The organism is Nocardia sp. NBC_01499 (assembly GCF_045040275.1).
GTDB lineage: Bacteria > Actinomycetota > Actinomycetes > Mycobacteriales > Mycobacteriaceae > Nocardia.
Genome location: NZ_CP109426.1, coordinates 3,103,192 through 3,119,999 on the forward strand (window position 1 = coordinate 3,103,192; position 16,808 = coordinate 3,119,999).

5 protein-coding genes are annotated in these 16,808 nt (G+C 68.2%); all 5 read left to right on the forward strand.

Annotated elements, in window-relative coordinates:
• Positions 1 to 27: 27 nt before the first annotated feature.
• The 5 genes from OG203_RS14330 (at position 28) to OG203_RS14350 (ending at position 16,729) form a co-directional block, all read left to right on the forward strand.
• Entirely contained in the window at positions 28 to 483 is a 456-nt protein-coding gene (locus tag OG203_RS14330) for an AMP-binding protein (protein ID WP_405166136.1), read from the forward strand.
• A 199-nt stretch (positions 484 to 682) separates the two neighbouring features.
• Entirely contained in the window at positions 683 to 14,107 is a 13,425-nt protein-coding gene (locus OG203_RS14335; protein WP_405166137.1) for an amino acid adenylation domain-containing protein, read from the forward strand.
• Positions 14,104 to 15,102, forward strand: a complete 999-nt coding sequence (locus OG203_RS14340; protein WP_405166138.1) for an ATP-binding cassette domain-containing protein — start codon at positions 14,104 to 14,106, stop codon at positions 15,100 to 15,102. The genes OG203_RS14335 and OG203_RS14340 overlap by 4 nt, the downstream gene beginning before the upstream one ends.
• Complete coding sequence (locus tag OG203_RS14345) at positions 15,099 to 15,917, forward strand: antibiotic transporter (protein ID WP_405166139.1); 819 nt, start codon at positions 15,099 to 15,101, stop codon at positions 15,915 to 15,917. The genes OG203_RS14340 and OG203_RS14345 overlap by 4 nt, the downstream gene beginning before the upstream one ends.
• Positions 15,917 to 16,729 carry an ABC transporter permease gene (locus OG203_RS14350; protein WP_405166140.1) on the forward strand — a complete coding sequence of 271 codons (813 nt, stop codon included), beginning with the start codon at positions 15,917 to 15,919 and terminating at the stop codon, positions 16,727 to 16,729. The genes OG203_RS14345 and OG203_RS14350 overlap by 1 nt, the downstream gene beginning before the upstream one ends.
• The last annotated feature ends 79 nt before the right edge of the window (positions 16,730 to 16,808 follow it).

Consider the following 16,808-nt stretch of genomic DNA (forward strand, 5'->3'; position numbering starts at 1 on the left):
TCACCGAGACTCCGAGGGACAACCACAATGCATACGCTGACCGAATCGCTCGCCGACAACCTCCGCCTGCTGCCGCTCGCGCGGCCCGTCGCCGAGGTCGATCCGAACGCGGTCGTGGTGTCCACCGCCGACTGCGCCCTCACCTACGCCGAGCTGGATCGCTGGTCGAACCGGCTGGCCAGGCTGCTGCTCGGGATCGGCGCCGGCGCCAACAGCCGCGTCGCCATCGTCATCACCGACGAGATCGAGTCTGTAGTCGCCGAACGAGCCATCGTGAAGATCGGCGGTACACCGGTACCGGCCGCCGCGGACGGAACGTTCCTGCTCGGCACCACCTTCGGCGTGACAACCAAGGCGCAGCGCGGCGAGCTCACCGACGCGATCTCCTGGCTGGTGCTCGACGACCGCTCGACCCTGCAGCGCTACCTCGCCGGTTCCGACGCGCCACTCACCGAGGCCGACCAGCTGCCCCTGGCGGCCTGACCCGCCAGGCGCGCCCGAAGACGTTCGGGCGCGCCCGGCGGCATGTTCGCCCCTACTTGTCGGCAATCGCCATCGGTGCACACGTCATCGGTTCAGAATGAATCCTGTCGCGAGCTGTGCGGCGGGTACTACCACTACCGCGGTGGCTGGCGGCGGTCACGCCGCGGTAGCTGCGGGCGGTAAGAACGTAGGACTATTCATGCAACAGCCTCTCCCCTCGCCCCTCGAGACCGGCGGAGCTCTGCCCGATGGCGCCTTCGCGCTGTCGGCGGCCCAGCGCGGCATCTGGTTCGCCCAGCACATTGCGGGCGACACTCCGATCTCCATCGCGCAGTACGTCGAGTTGAGCGGACCGATCGACCTCGACCTGCTCGGCGGCGCCGCGCGGCAGGCCGGGCGCGAGTTCGGCACCGGGTATCTGCGGCTGCTCGAGGTCGACGGCCATCCGTACCAGTTCGTGGACACCACCCTGGACGACAGCCTGCTCACGGTGGATCTGCGCGGCGAACGCGACCCGGAGGCCGCCGCACACGCGTGGATGCGCGCGGAATACGAGGCGCCGCTCGAACTGACCAGGGACCGCCTGGTCCGCGTCGCGATGCTGCGGCTCGCCGACGACCGCTGGTACTGGTATTCGCGCATCCATCACATCGTGCTCGACGGCATGGGCGCGCTGACCGTGGTGCAGCGCACCGGCGAGCTGTACAACGCGGCGGTCGAGGGCAAACAGCCGCCCGCCGCGAAGGCCGAGGATCTGCGCAAAATCGTCGAAGCCGATCTGGCGTACCGCAATTCGGATCGTTTCGCCTCCGATCGGGAGCATTGGCTCGAACATCTCGACGGGATGGCCGATCCGGTGAGCCTGGCCGGTCGCACCGCCGATGTCGACGCGCACCCGAATCGGGTCGCTGGTGCGCTGCCGCGGGAGACCGCGGCGCTGCTCGATTCCGTCGCGAAGGCCGCCTCGTCGGGTGTCGCGCCGACCGTGGTCGCGGCGTTCGGCGCGTATCTAGCCGCCATGACCGGCGCGCCGGAAGTCGTGCTGAGCCTTCCTGTTTCGGCGCGCACGACGGCGATACTTCGCCGTTCGGGCGGGATGATCGCCAATGTCGTTCCGCTGCGGTTGACGCTGACGCCGAGCACGACGGTCGGCGAGGTGATCCGGGCGGCGCAGGGTGAGTTGACCGGGGCGTTGCGGCGGCAGCGCTACCGTCAGGAGGACATCTTCCGCGATCTCGGCTGGCCGATGGATGAGGCCGCGTCGTTCGGTCCCTCGGTGAACTTGATGATGGTGGACACCAGAATTCAGCTCGGTGCGGTCACCGGGCGGCTGCATGTGCTGACCTCCGGGCTGATCGATGATCTGTTCGTCAACCTGTATCCGGGCGTTGGTGGCGAGAGCACCCACATCGACTTCCAGGGCAACGGAAACCTGTACAGCGACGCCGAATTGGCGGCGCAGCATCGCCGATTCCTGGTGTTCCTGCACCGATTCCTCGCCGCCGGACCGGAGGCCGCGCTCTCGACGGTGCCGGTGGTGTCCGACGACGAGCAGGCCGAGCTGGTGCCCGCCCGTGGGCCCGCCGGTGTCACGCCGCGCACGCTGCCCGAAATCCTCACGGCCGGTGCGGCACTCGACCCCGACGCGGTGGCGATCCGGGCTGAAGCGGCCATGTTGACCTATCGGCAAGTCGACGAGCAGACGAATCGGCTGGCCAGGGTGCTCCTCGCGGCCGGTGCCGGACCGGAACGCGCCGTGGCGATCTCGATTCCGCGTTCAGCCGAGTCGGTACTCGCGATGATCGCGGTGGCCAAGACCGGTGCCGCGTTCGTGCCGATCGATCCCACCTATCCCGCCGATCGGATCGAGCACATGGTCGGCGACAGCGGCGTTGCCGCTGGTGTCACCGTCACCGCCGCCCGCAAGTCGTTGCCGGATCGGGTGAACTGGCTGATCCTCGACGACGAGGCCACCTCACGCGTTGTGCGCGACCAGGATTCGACAGCCGTCGTTGCCCCGCCGCACCTCGATCAGGTCGCGTACATCATCTACACCTCGGGATCGACCGGTTTGCCCAAGGGCGTGCTGGTTTCCCATCGCGGACTGGCCAACCTGGCGACCGGCTCCGGTGCCGGTTTCGGCGTGACCGCTGATTCCGTTGTCGCACATGCGGTCTCACCGAGCTTCGACATTTCGGTCGAGGAGATCCTGGTGACCCTGGCCGCCGGTGCCACCCTCGCCGTCGTGCCGCCCGCCGCGTACGCGGGCGAGGAGATGGCGCAAGTGCTGCGCGCCCACCGCGTCACGCACCTCAACGTCACGCCGGCCGTTGTCGGTTCGCTCGATCCGGCGACGCTGCCCGACCTGCGCACCGTGATCGTCGGCGGCGACGCCTGCCCGCCCGAGCTGGTGGCCAAGTGGTCCGGTCGCACGCTGTTGAACGGGTATGGGCCCACCGAGACCACCGTGACCGTGACGTTGAGCGAGCCGCTGGTACCCGGGGCGCCGGTCACCATCGGCGGACTCGTGCGCGGTGTCGCCGCGGTGGTGCTCGACCCGTGGTTGCGGCCGGTGCCGCCCGGCACCGTCGGTGAGCTGTATCTCGCGGGCCCCGGGCTCGCGCGCGGCTACCACCGGCGCAATGGGCTCACCGCAGGGCGGTTCGTCGCCAACCCGTACGAGGCCGGTGCGCGGATGTATCGCAGCGGAGACCTGGTGCGCTGGCGCACCCGCGGTGGCCGTCTCGAGCTGGAGCACCAGGGCCGCAGCGACTTTCAGGTGAAGGTCCGTGGCTTCCGTATCGAACTCGGCGAGATCGACGCCGCGCTGCAGCGTCATCCGGACGTCGACTTCGCGATCACCCTTGGTGCCGAGACCGGTTCTGGCGCTACCGCACTAGTGTCGTACGTGCTGCCGAAGCCCGGTGCCGAGCTACATCCCGAAGCACTGAAAGCCGCTGCCGGGGAGACACTTCCGGCGTACATGGTGCCCGCCGTTGTGATGGTGCTCGACAGCATCCCGCTCACGCCGCTCGGCAAGGTGGACCGTAAGGCGCTGCCCGCGCCGGATTTCGGGGCGCGGGCGATTGTCAGCCGGGCGCCGTCCACGCCGCGCGAGGAGGCCTTGGCGGCACTGTTCGCCGAGGTGCTCGGGCTGGAATCGGTCGGGGTCGACGAAAGCTTCTTCGCACTCGGCGGTGACAGCATCGTGTCCATCCAACTGGTGTCACGGGCCAAGGCGGCGGGCATCGGGCTCAGCGCGCGGGATGTGTTCGAGCGCAAGACCGTTGCCGCGCTGGCCGCCGTCGCGACCGAGGTGCGAACGCAGGCGGTGCACGAGCTGCCCGGCGGCGGTGTCGGCGCGGTCGAGCTCACGCCGATCGTGCACGCCATGCTGGATCAGGGTGACAGCTGGCCCAGGTTCAGCCAGGCGGTGCTCGTCGGTCTGCCCGTTGGCTTCGAGCGGGGGCAGCTGGTCACGGCGGTGCAGGCGTTGCTCGACCACCATGATCTGCTGCGTTCCGCGCTGCGGCGCGGCGACGACGGCTGGGAATGGACGGTGGCCGACCGCGGTGCCATCGACGCCGAATCGCTGGTCGAGGCGGTCGCGACCGGTGCGGATAGCGCGGAGGTGCGCGAGCGCGAATTGCAGCGCGCCGCGGACCTGCTCGACCCGGCGGCCGGTGTCGTGGCACGCTTCGTGCTCATCGAAGAGGCGGAGCCGGTGCTCTGGCTCGTGCTGCATCACCTGGTGACCGACGGTGTCTCCTGGCGCATCCTGCTGCCTGATCTGGCCACCGCCGCCATGGGTGGCACGCTCGCGCCCGTCGGCACCTCGTTCCGGCGCTGGGCGCACGGCCAGGCCGAGCAGGCGGGCGAGCGTGCCGCCGAACTGCCGCTCTGGCAACAGATCCTGGCGACCCCGGACCCGGCGCTCGGCACCAATCTGCCCGATCCGGCCGTCGATGTCGTCGCGACCATGGCACACCGGCAGACGGTGATCGCCTCCGATATCGCGCATACCGTACTCACCACGGCACCCGATCGATTCCATTGTGGCGCAGACGATGTGCTGCTCGCCGCGCTGGCGATGGCGGTCGGCCGGTGGCGTGACCGGACGGCGACGCTGTTCACTCTCGAGGGTCATGGCCGCGCGGAGGAGATCCTGCCCGGTGCCGATGTCGCGCGGACAGTGGGCTGGTTCACCAGCGTGTATCCGGTGACGGTCGACCTGGCCGGGATCGATCTCGCCGAGGCGTTCGCCGGTGGCCCGGCGGCGGGCATCGCCATCAAGGCCACGAAGGAACAGCTTCGGACGATGCCGGACAAGGGCATCGGCTTCGGCATGCTGCGCTACCTCAGCGCCGAATCCGCTGCGGCACTTGCCAACAGCCCGACCCCGCAGATCAGCTTCAACTACCTTGGCCGAGCTGACACCGGCGCGAAGGCGGGACACTGGCTGCCGCAACGCTTTACGGCGACGCAGGACGATCGCGCACCGCTGGCCGCTGTCGTCGACATCAATGCCATGCTGACCGACACGGGCCTGGAAGTGACCTGGGCCTACGCGTCTCGGCTGCTCGACGCGGACGATGTCGATCGGCTCGCCAAGCTCTGGTCCGAGGCGCTGCGGGCACTCGCGCAGCACGCCGAATCCGCTGGCTCGGGCGGGCGCACACCGTCCGACTTCGACCTCGTCTCGGTGACGCAGCGGCAGATCGACACCTGGGAACGCGACTACTCGAACCTCGCCGACGTGTGGCCGCTCTCGCCGCTGCAATACGGGCTGCTCTTCCACGCGCTCTATGACTCCGACACCGCCGACGGCTACACCGTGCAGTCGCTGCTCACCCTGGCTGGCACCGTCGACTCGGCCCGGTTACGCACCGCCGCACAGGCTTTGGTGGCCCGGCACGAAAACCTGCGGGTCGCGTTCGTGGAAACCGACGACGGTCCCCGTCAGCTGGTGTTAGCCGACGCCGAAATCCACTGGCAGGACGTGGATCTGACCGATATCGCCGATCCCGCGGTGCGGCAGCGGGAACTGGACCGGGTGATCGCACTCGACGCCCGCACCCGATTCGAGCTCACCCGTCCGCCTTTGCTGCGTTGCACCCTGATCCGGACCGAGCCCGACGCGTATCGCTTCGTCCTCACCAATCACCATCTGGTGCTGGACGGTTGGTCGACGCCACTGCTGGTGCGCGAACTGCTCGCTCTCTACGTCACCTCGGGTGACGCGTCGGCGCTGCCGCCCGCGCACTCCTACCGCGAGTTTCTGTCCTGGCTCGATGAACGAAACGACGCCGAATCTATTGCCGCATGGTCGGAATCCCTAGCGGGGATCGATACCCCGACCCGCGCGGTGCCAACCCTGGCCGGCATCGAGTCGACCGAGACCGGGATGCTGTCCACCGACCTATCCGCCGACACGGTCGCCCGATTGGAGGCGACCGCGCGCGAATCCGGGGCCACGGTCAACACACTCGTGCAGGCGAGCTGGGCGATGCTGCTCGCCATGCGCACCGGCCGCACCGATGTAGTGTTCGGTGGCACGGTCTCCGGTCGGCCGCCGGAGCTGGCCGGTGTCGAAGAGATGGTCGGGCTGTTCATCAACACCCTGCCGGTGCGGGTGCGGCTTGACCCGGCGGAGAAGGTGGTCGACCTGCTCGCTCGTCTGCAGGCCGAGCAGGCGCGGCTGATGGATCACCAGCACGTCGGGCTGGCCGCGATCCACCAGGCCGTCGGTCTCGCCGAGTTGTTCGACACCCTCACCGTTTTCGAGTCCTATCCGATCGACCGCGAAGCCCTCTCTCAGGCCTTGGACATCGCTGGCATGCGGGTGCTCGACGTCGAAGGCACCGACGCGACGCCATATCCGTTGAACCTCATGGTCATTCCGCTGCGCGGCACGGACGGCGACGACACCCTGCGGGTCAGCCTGAAATTCATGGCCGACCAGCTCGATCCCGCTGCGGCACAACCATTGCTCGACCGCTTCGTCCGGTTGCTCACCCAGCTCGCCGACAATCCGCGCGCCCTCGTCTCGCAACTGCAGTACTGCGACGACGCCGAACGTGCCGCGCTGCTGCCAGTTCGGGGGCCGGAGTCGCTGCCCGCGCGCACGCTGCCCGAAATCCTCGCGGCCGGTGCGGCGATCGACAGCGATGCCATCGCGGTGAGTGTCGGCGACCTCACCATGTCCTACGGCGAACTCGACTCCTGGTCGAATCGCTTCGCGAGGCTGCTGCTGAACCGGGGTGTCGGGCGCGAGGTGTTCGTCGTACTCGCCCTCACCCGATCGCTGGAATCCGTTGTCGCGGTATGGGCATTGGCCAAGTCGGGCGCGGCGTTCGCGCCACTGGACCCCAACTATCCGGTCGAACGGATCGAGCACATGCTCACCGATTCGAAGGCGCCGATCGGCGTGACGGTCACCGCGACCGGCGAGACGCTGCCCGGCAGCATCGACTGGCTGCTGCTCGACGACCTCAACACGATCCGCCGGGTCATGACGGTCTCCGCGGCACCCATCACCGACGAGGAACGCGGCGGCCCGATCGATATCGACCAGACGGCGTACCTGATCTATACCTCGGGCTCCACCGGCAAACCGAAGGCGGTGCTGCTCAGTCATCGCGGTATCGCGAATCTTGTTTCCACCCAGCGTGACTCGCTCGAGCTGGATCCGACCGCGAGCGCGTTGCAGGTGGCGTCGCCGAGCTTCGACGCCTCGGTGTTCGAGTTGCTCACCGCGCACGGCGCGGGCGGCAGGCTGGTGGTCTCGCCGCCGGATGTCTACGGCGGCACGGAACTCGAACGACTGTTGCGCACCGAACGGGTGACCCACGCGGTGATCACGCCGTCCGCGCTGGCCACCATGGAACCGACCGATCTCGACCACCTGCGGGTGCTCTCGGTGGCCGGTGAGGCCGCCACACCGGAGCTGATCGAACGGTGGTCCGTCGGTCGGCGGATGGTGAACCTCTACGGTCCGACGGAGTTCAGCATCTGGGCGACCGGACCGGCGGAACTCGTTGCTGGCGAACCGATCACGATCGGCGGCCCGATCCGCGGTGCGGCGAACATGGTGCTCGACACCTGGTTGCGCCCGGTACCGGTCGGTGTCGCCGGTGAGCTGTATCTGGCCGGACCCGCCCTGGCTCGCGGCTACTTCAACCGCTTCGAGATGACGGCGAGTCGATTCGTCGCCGATCCGTTCGGCGAGCCAGGCGAGCGGATGTATCGGACCGGGGACATGGTGCGCTGGGTTGTCGGCCGCGACGGCTATGAGCTGGAGTACCTGGGCCGCAGCGACTTCCAGGTCAAGATTCGTGGCCTGCGCATCGAACTCGGCGAGATCGACGCCGTGCTGTCCCGCGACGAGCAGGTCGAGTACGCGGTGACGATCGGACGGGCCGGGCCCGCCGGTGCGACCGTGCTGGTGTCGTATGTGCTGCCCGCCGAGGGTGTCACGCTGGATACCGAGCGGCTGCGCGTGCGGATCGCCGGTGAGCTGCCCGGGTACATGGTGCCCGGCTACCTCGTCGTCCTCGACTCGATTCCGCTGACGCCGGTCGGCAAGCTGGACCGTAAAGCCCTTCCGGTGCCGGACTTCTCGGACACCAATCGGCCCTACCTCGCGCCGCGCACACCGGTGGAGCGTGCGGTGGCCGCGGTGTTCGGCGAGGTGCTCGGCAGCGAGCGGGTCAGCGTCGACCAGTCGTTCTTCGAGCTCGGCGGCAACTCGCTCAGCGCGACCAAGGTTGTCGCGCGGGTCAATTCGGCGCTCGGCTCGACCATCGCGCTGCGCGACCTGTTCGACGCGCCCACCGTCGCGCAACTGTCCGCACGCGTCGTGCCCGCCACCAACGGCGTACCGGGTCGCTTCGCCCTCGCGCCGCGGATTCGGCCGGACCGCATCCCGTTGTCCCCTGCGCAGCAGCGCATGTGGGTGCTCAACCGGCTCGACCCGGCCTCGCCCGCCTACAACATCGCGGTCGCGCTGCGATTGACCGGCGACCTCGATGTGGACGCGATGCGGCTGGCACTGACCGATGTCGTGCGGCGGCACGAGAGCCTGCGCACGATCTACCCCGCCGACGCCGACGGCCCACGTCAGGTCATCGTCGGCATCGAGACGGCAGCTCCCGCGCTGACCGTGGTGGCCACCGAAGACGGTGTGGCCCTGCGTGATCGGATCAGTTCCCTGGCGGGGAAGGGATTCGATATCAGCTCGGAGCCGCCGCTACGGGTCGGATTGTTCCGTATCACCGATTCAACAGATCCGGCTGCGTCGTTCGCGTCGGCTACCACCGGAGCGGTGCCGCCCGCGCATACAGCGGGTTCCGGGCCGGTGTCCTCGGGGCCGTTCGGCGGCGTTCCAGCCATATCCAGCCATTCGGCGGGGGTGGCTGCCGTGTCCTCTGGCCATTCCGTGGATTCGAACCCCCTCGCTCCGGTGGATGACGCACCGGTATCCGCCGCTGTACCAACCGAAATCGGGTCGGTGCACGTAGTCGTGCTGGTGGTGCACCACATCAGCGCGGACGGCGCCTCGATGGCACCGCTGGCTACCGACCTGGTCGCCGCGTACTCGGAGCGGGCGTCCGGCGCCGACACCACCAGGGTGCCACTCGCCGTCCAGTACGCCGATTTCGCACTGTGGCATCGCGAGGTGCTCGGCAGCGAAGCCGATCCGGAATCGCTGGCGGCACAGCAGGTTCGGTACTGGACCGATACTCTCGCCGGTGCGCCGGACGTGCTGGAGTTGCCCGCCGACCGGCCACGGCCCGCCGTGCAGACGATGCGCAGTGCCGACGTCGAGTTCGGCATCGATGCCGAACTGCACAGCACCATGGTGGAATTCGCCGCGGCACACAACGTCAGCCTGTTCATGGTCGTGCACGCGGCACTCGCCGTGCTGCTCGCCCGGCTCGGCGGCACCGATGATGTGGTCGTCGGCACGCCGGTGGCCGGGCGGGGTGAGCAAGCCCTGGATGAGCTGGTCGGCATGTTCGTCAACACCCTCGCGTTGCGCACGCCGGTCGATCCCGACGTCGGCTTCCTCGACTTCCTCACCGCGGTCCGCTCGGCGGATCTCGACGCGTTCGCGAACACCGATGTTGCCTTCGAGCGGCTGGTGCAGGCGTTGAATCCGGCCAGGTCGACGGCGCACCATCCACTGTTCCAGGTGTCGCTGTCGCTGCAGAACTTCATCGAGCCCGTGCTCGAGCTGCCAGGGCTGCGGTTCGAGGTGGAGGACTTCGACCGGCGCGCTTCGCAATTCGATCTGACGGTCGACCTGCGCGAACGTTTCGACGCCACGGGTCCGGCCGGACTGGCCGGTGTGCTGACCTATGCGACAGACCTGTTCGACGAGGCGACGGTGGCGTCGTTCGCCACCCGCTGGCGGCGCGTGCTCGCGACCGTGCTGGCCGAGCCAGACGTGCGGCTCGCCGATATCGACATCCTCGACGACAACGAACGCGCGACGCTGATACCGGTGCGCGGCTTCGAAAGTGTAGGAACGACAACACTTCCCGAGCTGCTCGCCGCCACCGTAGCCCGGTACGCGGATCGCCCCGCCGTGATTGCCGCCGGGGATACGACGACCTACCGCGAACTCGACGCACACGCCAATCGGCTGGCCCGGCTACTCCTCGAAGCGGGTGCTGGACCGGAAACCGTAGTTGCCCTTGGCCTTCCGCGCTCGCCCGATCTGCTTACCGGCCTCTGGGCCGCGGCCAAGATCGGGGCGGCTTTCCTGCCGGTCGACCCGAAACACCCGATCGAGCGGATCGACCACATGCTGACCGATTCCGGTGCGCGCGTCGGCCTCACGACGCTCGCCTACCGGCCGTCGCTGCCGGACAGCACCCGGTGGCTCGTGCTCGACGACATCGACCTCGTGCAGCGCTGGTCCGCCGCGAGCGCACGTCCACTGCGGGACAACGAGTTGCCGGGACCGATCCGGCTGGACAACCCCGCCTGGCTGATCTACACCTCCGGATCGACCGGCACGCCCAAGGGCGTCTCCGTCTCGCATCGTGGCATCGCCGACCTGCTCGGGATGCAACACGACCTGCTCGATCTGGACGAAGACGCCCGGGTATTGCATGTTGCCTCACCGAGTTTCGACGCATCGATCTTCGAGGCGCTGATGGCGTTCGGGTGGGGCGCGGCGGCGGTCGTCGCGCCCGCGGAGGTGTACGGCGGCAGCGAGCTGGCCGAGCTCATCGACGCCGAGCACGTCACGCACATGATCATCACGCCGTCCGCGCTCGCGACGATCGATCCCGCGGAGGTGTCGGGTGTGCGGGTGCTCGCGGTGGGCGGTGAGGCGGTGGGCGCCGAGCTCATCGAGCGTTGGTGTGGACCCGGCACAGCCGATCAGCACGGTCGCATCGCGCATCGACGCGCACCGGACCGGCGGATGGTCAACCTGTACGGGCCGACCGAGTTCACCATCGCGGCAACAGGTTCCGCGCTGACCACCGGCACACAGGTCTCGCTCGGTCCGCCCATACGCGGCGCCACCGCCATGGTGCTCGACGGTCGGCTACACCCGGTTCCGGTCGGCGTCGCGGGCGAGCTCTACCTCGCGGGGCACGCGCTGGCCCGTGGCTATCACGCCAGGCCGGGGCTGACCGCAGGACGCTTCGTCACGAATCCCTATGGGGCACCGGGTGAGCGGATGTATCGCACGGGCGACCTGGTGCGGTGGACGCACGCCGCTGACCGCACGCTGGCCCTGGAATACCTCGGCCGCACCGATTTCCAGGTCAAGGTGCGCGGCCAGCGGATCGAACTCGGCGAGGTCGATGCCGTGCTCGGCCGGATGGACGGCGTCGACTTCGCCCTCACACTCGGCGTCAAAGGACCGGCCGGATCGACCGCCTTGGCGGCCTACCTGGTGCGTAAACCTAACGTGGAACTCGATATAGCGCGGGTGCGCGCCATCGCGGCCGACACCTTGCCCGGCTACATGGTCCCGTCCGCGTTTGTCGTCCTGGACGAGATCCCGCTCACCGCAGTGGGCAAACTCGACCGAAAGGCCTTGCCCGCACCGCAATTCAGTGCCGAGGAGGCCGAGTACCGGGCGCCGCGGACGCCGACGGAGGAGGCACTGGCACAGATCGTCGCCGAGCTACTCGGTCTCGACAAGGTCGGTGTCGACGCGTCGTTCTTCGAGCTGGGCGGCGACAGTATTCTCGCGATCCAGCTGGTGTCCCTGGCGAAACAGCGGGGCATCGCCTGCACACCGTTGCAGGTGTTCGAGCACCGCACCGTTGCCGCACTCGCGGCGGTCGTCGACGCCGCCAACGCGGTGGTGGCACTGCCCGAGCTGCCCGGCGGCGGCATCGGCGAACTGCCGCTCACGCCGATGATGCGATACCTGATCGAGCAGGGCGGACGTATCCCCCGCTCGGTTCGGACAGCGGTGCTCGAACTTCCGGTCGGCATCGAGCGGGCGCAACTGGTCGCCACCCTCACGGCGGCCGTCGACCGGCACGACATGCTGCGCGCCCGGCTGGCGAACGACCAGGATGGCTGGCGCATCATGGTGAGCGAGCCCGGCGCTGTCGATGTCGACCCACTGGTGCACCGCATCGAGTTCGATGCCGTCGCCGATCGTGTCGATCTGCGCGAATACGCGGTGGCCGAACTGCATTCCGAGACGAACCGGCTGGATCCGGCGAACGGCGTTGTGCTGCGGTTCATCTGGCTCGATCCGGTCGGCGACGCCGGAACCAGGACCAGGACGGGTCGGCTCATCGTGCTGGCGCATCAGTTACTGATCGATGACACCTCCTTGGACATTCTGCTGCCGGATCTGGTGGCCGCCTGGGCGCAGGTGTCGGTCGGCAACACCCCGGTGCTCGCCGAGACGGGCACCTCGATGCGCCGGTGGGCACATGCCTTGGTCGACGAATCCCGCACGGCCAACCGGGTTTTCGAGCTTGGATACTGGCAAGGCGTGCTCGCGGGCGTTGACCCGTTCCTCGGTTCCCGTGCGCTGGACTCGACCGTCGATATGGCACCCGCATTGCGCACCGTGCGATGCGAGGTGTCGGAGGAGGTCACCACCGCGGTACTCACCACGCTGCCAACCCTGTTCGGCGGCGACGCCGAAGACACCCTGCTCGCCGCGCTCGCGCTCGCTCTGATGCGTTGGCGCGCAAGCCGATCCGGCGATACCGGCACGGGCGTCTTGGTCCGGCTCACGGGTGACGGCAGGCAGGCGATCCCCGGCGCGGTGCTTTCCCGCACAATCGGCTCGTTCACCACAAGCTATCCGGTGCGGCTCGAGCTGGACAAGGTCGACGTCGATGCGGCGTTCGCGGGCGGTGCGGCGATGGGCACGGCGATCCGTGCGGTGAAACATCAGCTGATGTCGGTGCCGGACAACGGAATCGGGTTCGGGCTACTGCGCTACCTCAATCCCGACACGACAGCGCAACTGAGCGGAGCCCACCGTCTTCCGGAAGTCGGCTTCAGCCATCGGGGCCGGCGGTCGGTCGGCGATGTCCCGGCCGGACTGCACGGCCTTGGTTGGACGCCGACCGACGAGTTCGGCGAGCTGTCGGCCGTCGACGATCCCGAGATCCCGGCGCTGTCGGCGCTGGAGGTGAGCACGGTGGTGGTCGGTGCTCGGCTGCGTGCGGACTTCACCTTCCCGAAGACGCTGCTGCACCGTGCCGAGATCGCCGAGCTGGCGGGTCTGTGGATCGATGTGCTCCGGGCGGCAGCCGAGTTCACCGGAACTGCCGCCGCGCAGACGGCCGCGGCCGACGAAGCGGTGGCGGTCGCGGCCGACCAGCCAGCGATGGAAGCCACCCTCGGCCTGGACGTGGTGTTGCCGATCCGCTCGGACGGCACCGAACCCGCGCTGTTCTGCATCCACCCGTCCTCCGGAATATCGTGGAGCTACCTGGGATTCGCGCAGGTACTACGCCCCGGCCGCCCGATCATCGCGCTACAGGCACCGGATCTCAGCGGCCGCGAACCATCGCTGCGTTCGATCGAGGAGTTCGCCGACCGGTACGTCCGCGAGATCCGCGCCATCCAGCCGTCCGGCCCCTACCACCTGCTCGGCTGGTCGTTCGGCGGGCTGATCGCGCACGCGATCGCGGCCCGGCTACAGGAGACCGGCAGCCGGGTCGGCATTGTCGCGCTGCTCGACACCGAGTCCGCCGATGTCGACGGTGCCGACGTCGAGCAACTCACGGCGGGCGCCTTCGTCAACAGTTTCGGTTCGATCTTCGGGATCCACGAAGTGCCCGCCGAGGCCACCGCGCAGCAGGCGGCCGACCTCATCCGCGACCGGCTCGGGGGCGTGACGGTCGTGGACGCGGACATGATCGAGCGGCTGACCGAGTCGTACAACGCGGCGGCGCGCGCACGAGCGGGCTACCAGCGTCCGGTATTCGACGGTGAGGTGCTGTATTTCAGCGCGACCGTGGACAGCTCCGACCTCGTCGGTCCGGACGGCTGGCGGCCGTACGCGACCGGTGCGGTCGTCAACTACGACATCGACGTCACGCACAACGAGCTGACCGCGCCGCATGTGCTGCCGATCATCGCGCGCGTACTCGACGAACATTTGGAGGGACAGGCATGAATTCCGATCAGGGAGTTGTCGTCGAGGGCATCGAGAAGTCGTTCGGCGCCGTAAAGGCTTTGCGCGGAGTCGATTTCGCGGCGACGACGGGCGAGGTTCTCGGCATCCTCGGCCCGAACGGCGCGGGCAAGACCACCATGGTGAACATCTTGTCGACGTTGATCGCGCCGGACCGGGGACGCGCGCTCGTCGCCGGGCACGATGTCGTCGCCGATCCGGCGGCGGTGCGCAAATCCATCATGCTGACCGGGCAGTACGCCGCGCTCGACGACATGCTCAGCGGCTACGAGAATCTCGTGATGTTCGGCAGGCTGATGGGGCTACGCAAGCGCGCCGCCCGCGCCCGCGCGGATGAGCTGATCGCCGAGTTCGATCTCGTCGGCGCGGCGGGGCGCCGGGTCGGCACGTATTCGGGAGGTATGCGGCGGCGCATCGACATCGCCTGCGGTCTCGTTGTCCGTCCGGACGTGGTGTTCCTCGATGAACCGACTACCGGCTTGGATCCGCGCAGCAGGCAAGGGGTTTGGGACCTGGTGCGCAGTTTCAAGAAGGCGGGCATCACCACCCTGCTCACCACACAGTATCTGGAAGAGGCTGATGCACTGAGTGATCGGATCATCGTGATCGATCACGGCGTGGTGATCGCGCAGGGCACCGCGGACGAACTGAAGTCGCGGACCGGCGGAAGTTACTGCGAGGTGGTGCCGTTGGATCTGAAGGATCTGGACGTCATCGCCGCCGCGCTCGGTTCGCTGCTGCCGGACGAGAATCGCGTTGCGCTGACACCGGATTCGGACCGTATCACCATCCCGGCGCCGGACGGTGCGAAGACGCTCGCGGAGGCATTGCGTCGCCTGGACGGGGCGGAGGTGGAACTGGTCGATATCGCGCTGCGCAGGCCGTCGCTCGATGACGTGTTCCTGCAGTTGACCGGCCACCTCGCCACTACGGACGGCGCCAAGGCCGATGTCGTTGATGTGGAGGCAGTTTCATGACCACGGGGACCTGGTTGGCCGACGTCGGTGCCACCCCGGCTCGGGCGCGGCAGTGGTGGGTGCTCACGACGCGGCTGATCGTGCCCTCGGTCAAAACCGGTGAGGTGCTGACCTCGATCCTGGCGCCCGCGACCTTCACGGCCGGTTTCTACATTCCGCTGAAGACCGTGATGACCTTCGCCGGCACCGGATTCAGCAGCTACGCGCAGTTCATGATGCCCCTCGTTGTGCTGCAGGCCGCCGCGTTCACCGCCATCTCGGCCGCGTTCCGATCGGCGACCGACTCGGTGGCCGGGCTCAATCGGCGGTTCGGGTCGATGCCGGTCGGTCGGCTCGTGCCCGCGGCGGCGCGGATGTCCGGCAACGTCTTCCGGCTGGCGTTGTCGCTGTGCTCCGCCATCGCCTGCGGCTACGTCATCGGGTTTCGGTTCTATCTGGATGCCGCGCACACCGTCGGGTTCCTGCTGTTGTCGATGCTCATCGGCACCGCGTTGACGCTCGGCGCGGATGTGATCGGCACGGTGTCACGCAGTCCGGAGGCGGTCACCCAGGCACTTGTGTTGCCGCCCTTGATATTCGGCATGCTGTCGGCGGGCCTTGCTCCGGCACACCAGTTTCCGGCGTGGGTGCAGCCGTTCGTGCGCAATCAGCCGGTGTCGCAGTTCGTGCTCGCGCTGCGCGCGTTGGCGGGTGACACGCTGGGGAACGCGGGCACGGCGACGTGGTCGCTGATGGGGCCGTCGCTGGCGTGGACGGCCGCGATTCTCGTCCTGTGTATTCCCTTGACCGTCCGGTTGAGTTCGGGGAGGGCGTGATGGCGCTGCTGGCCGATCGCACTGCCCGTACCGATTCGGAGGTGTCGTACGCGTCGCTGGTGCGGCACACCCTGATTCAGACGCAACGCCTGTTGCTGCGCTGGGTGCGCAATCCGATCACGCTGCTGGAAGCGCTGATCATCCCGTGCTTGCTGTTGGTCATGCTGGAAACTGTTGTCGGCGGCCAGATTCGGAAGTTCACCGGGGACAGCGCGCTCTACGGTTCCGTTCCGATGGTCACCATCGCCGGTGCCGTCTCCGGTGCCGTCGCCTGCGGTGTGTTGCTCGGCCGGGAACGGGAGGCGGGCCTGCTGGCCCGCTTCTGGGTGCTGCCGGTGCACCGCGCCTCCGGCCTCGCCTCCCGCATCCTCGCCGAGGGGTGTCGCATCTTCGCGGGCACCCTCGCCATCATCCTCGTCGGCTACCTGCTCGGCTTCCGCTTCCACCAGGGCATCCTCGCCACTCTCGTATTCCTGCTCATCCCAGTGCTTTTCGGCCTGGCCTTCGCCACCGTCGTCACCTCGGTCGCCGTCTTCACCGCCAAAGCCGCCCTGGTAGAAGGCATCACCATCCTCACCTCCCTGATGATGTTCTTCAGCACCGGCTTCGTCCCCCTTGCCGCCTACCCCCAATGGATCCAACCGGTAGTCCGCAACCAACCCATGTCCGTAGCCGTAGACGCCATGAAAGCCCTAGCCTTAGAAGGCCCCCTGACCCGCCCCCTAACCCTCACCCTCCTCTGGTCCCTAGGCGCAATCACCCTCTTCGCCATCCCCGCCACCCTCGGCTACCGCCGAGCCAGCAGGAGGTGATGCCGCCTGGCGCCGCCCGGCATAGGTCTTCCCACCCCTTTGCCGCCTCAGACGTCGCGAATCGCGCCTCCCACGCACC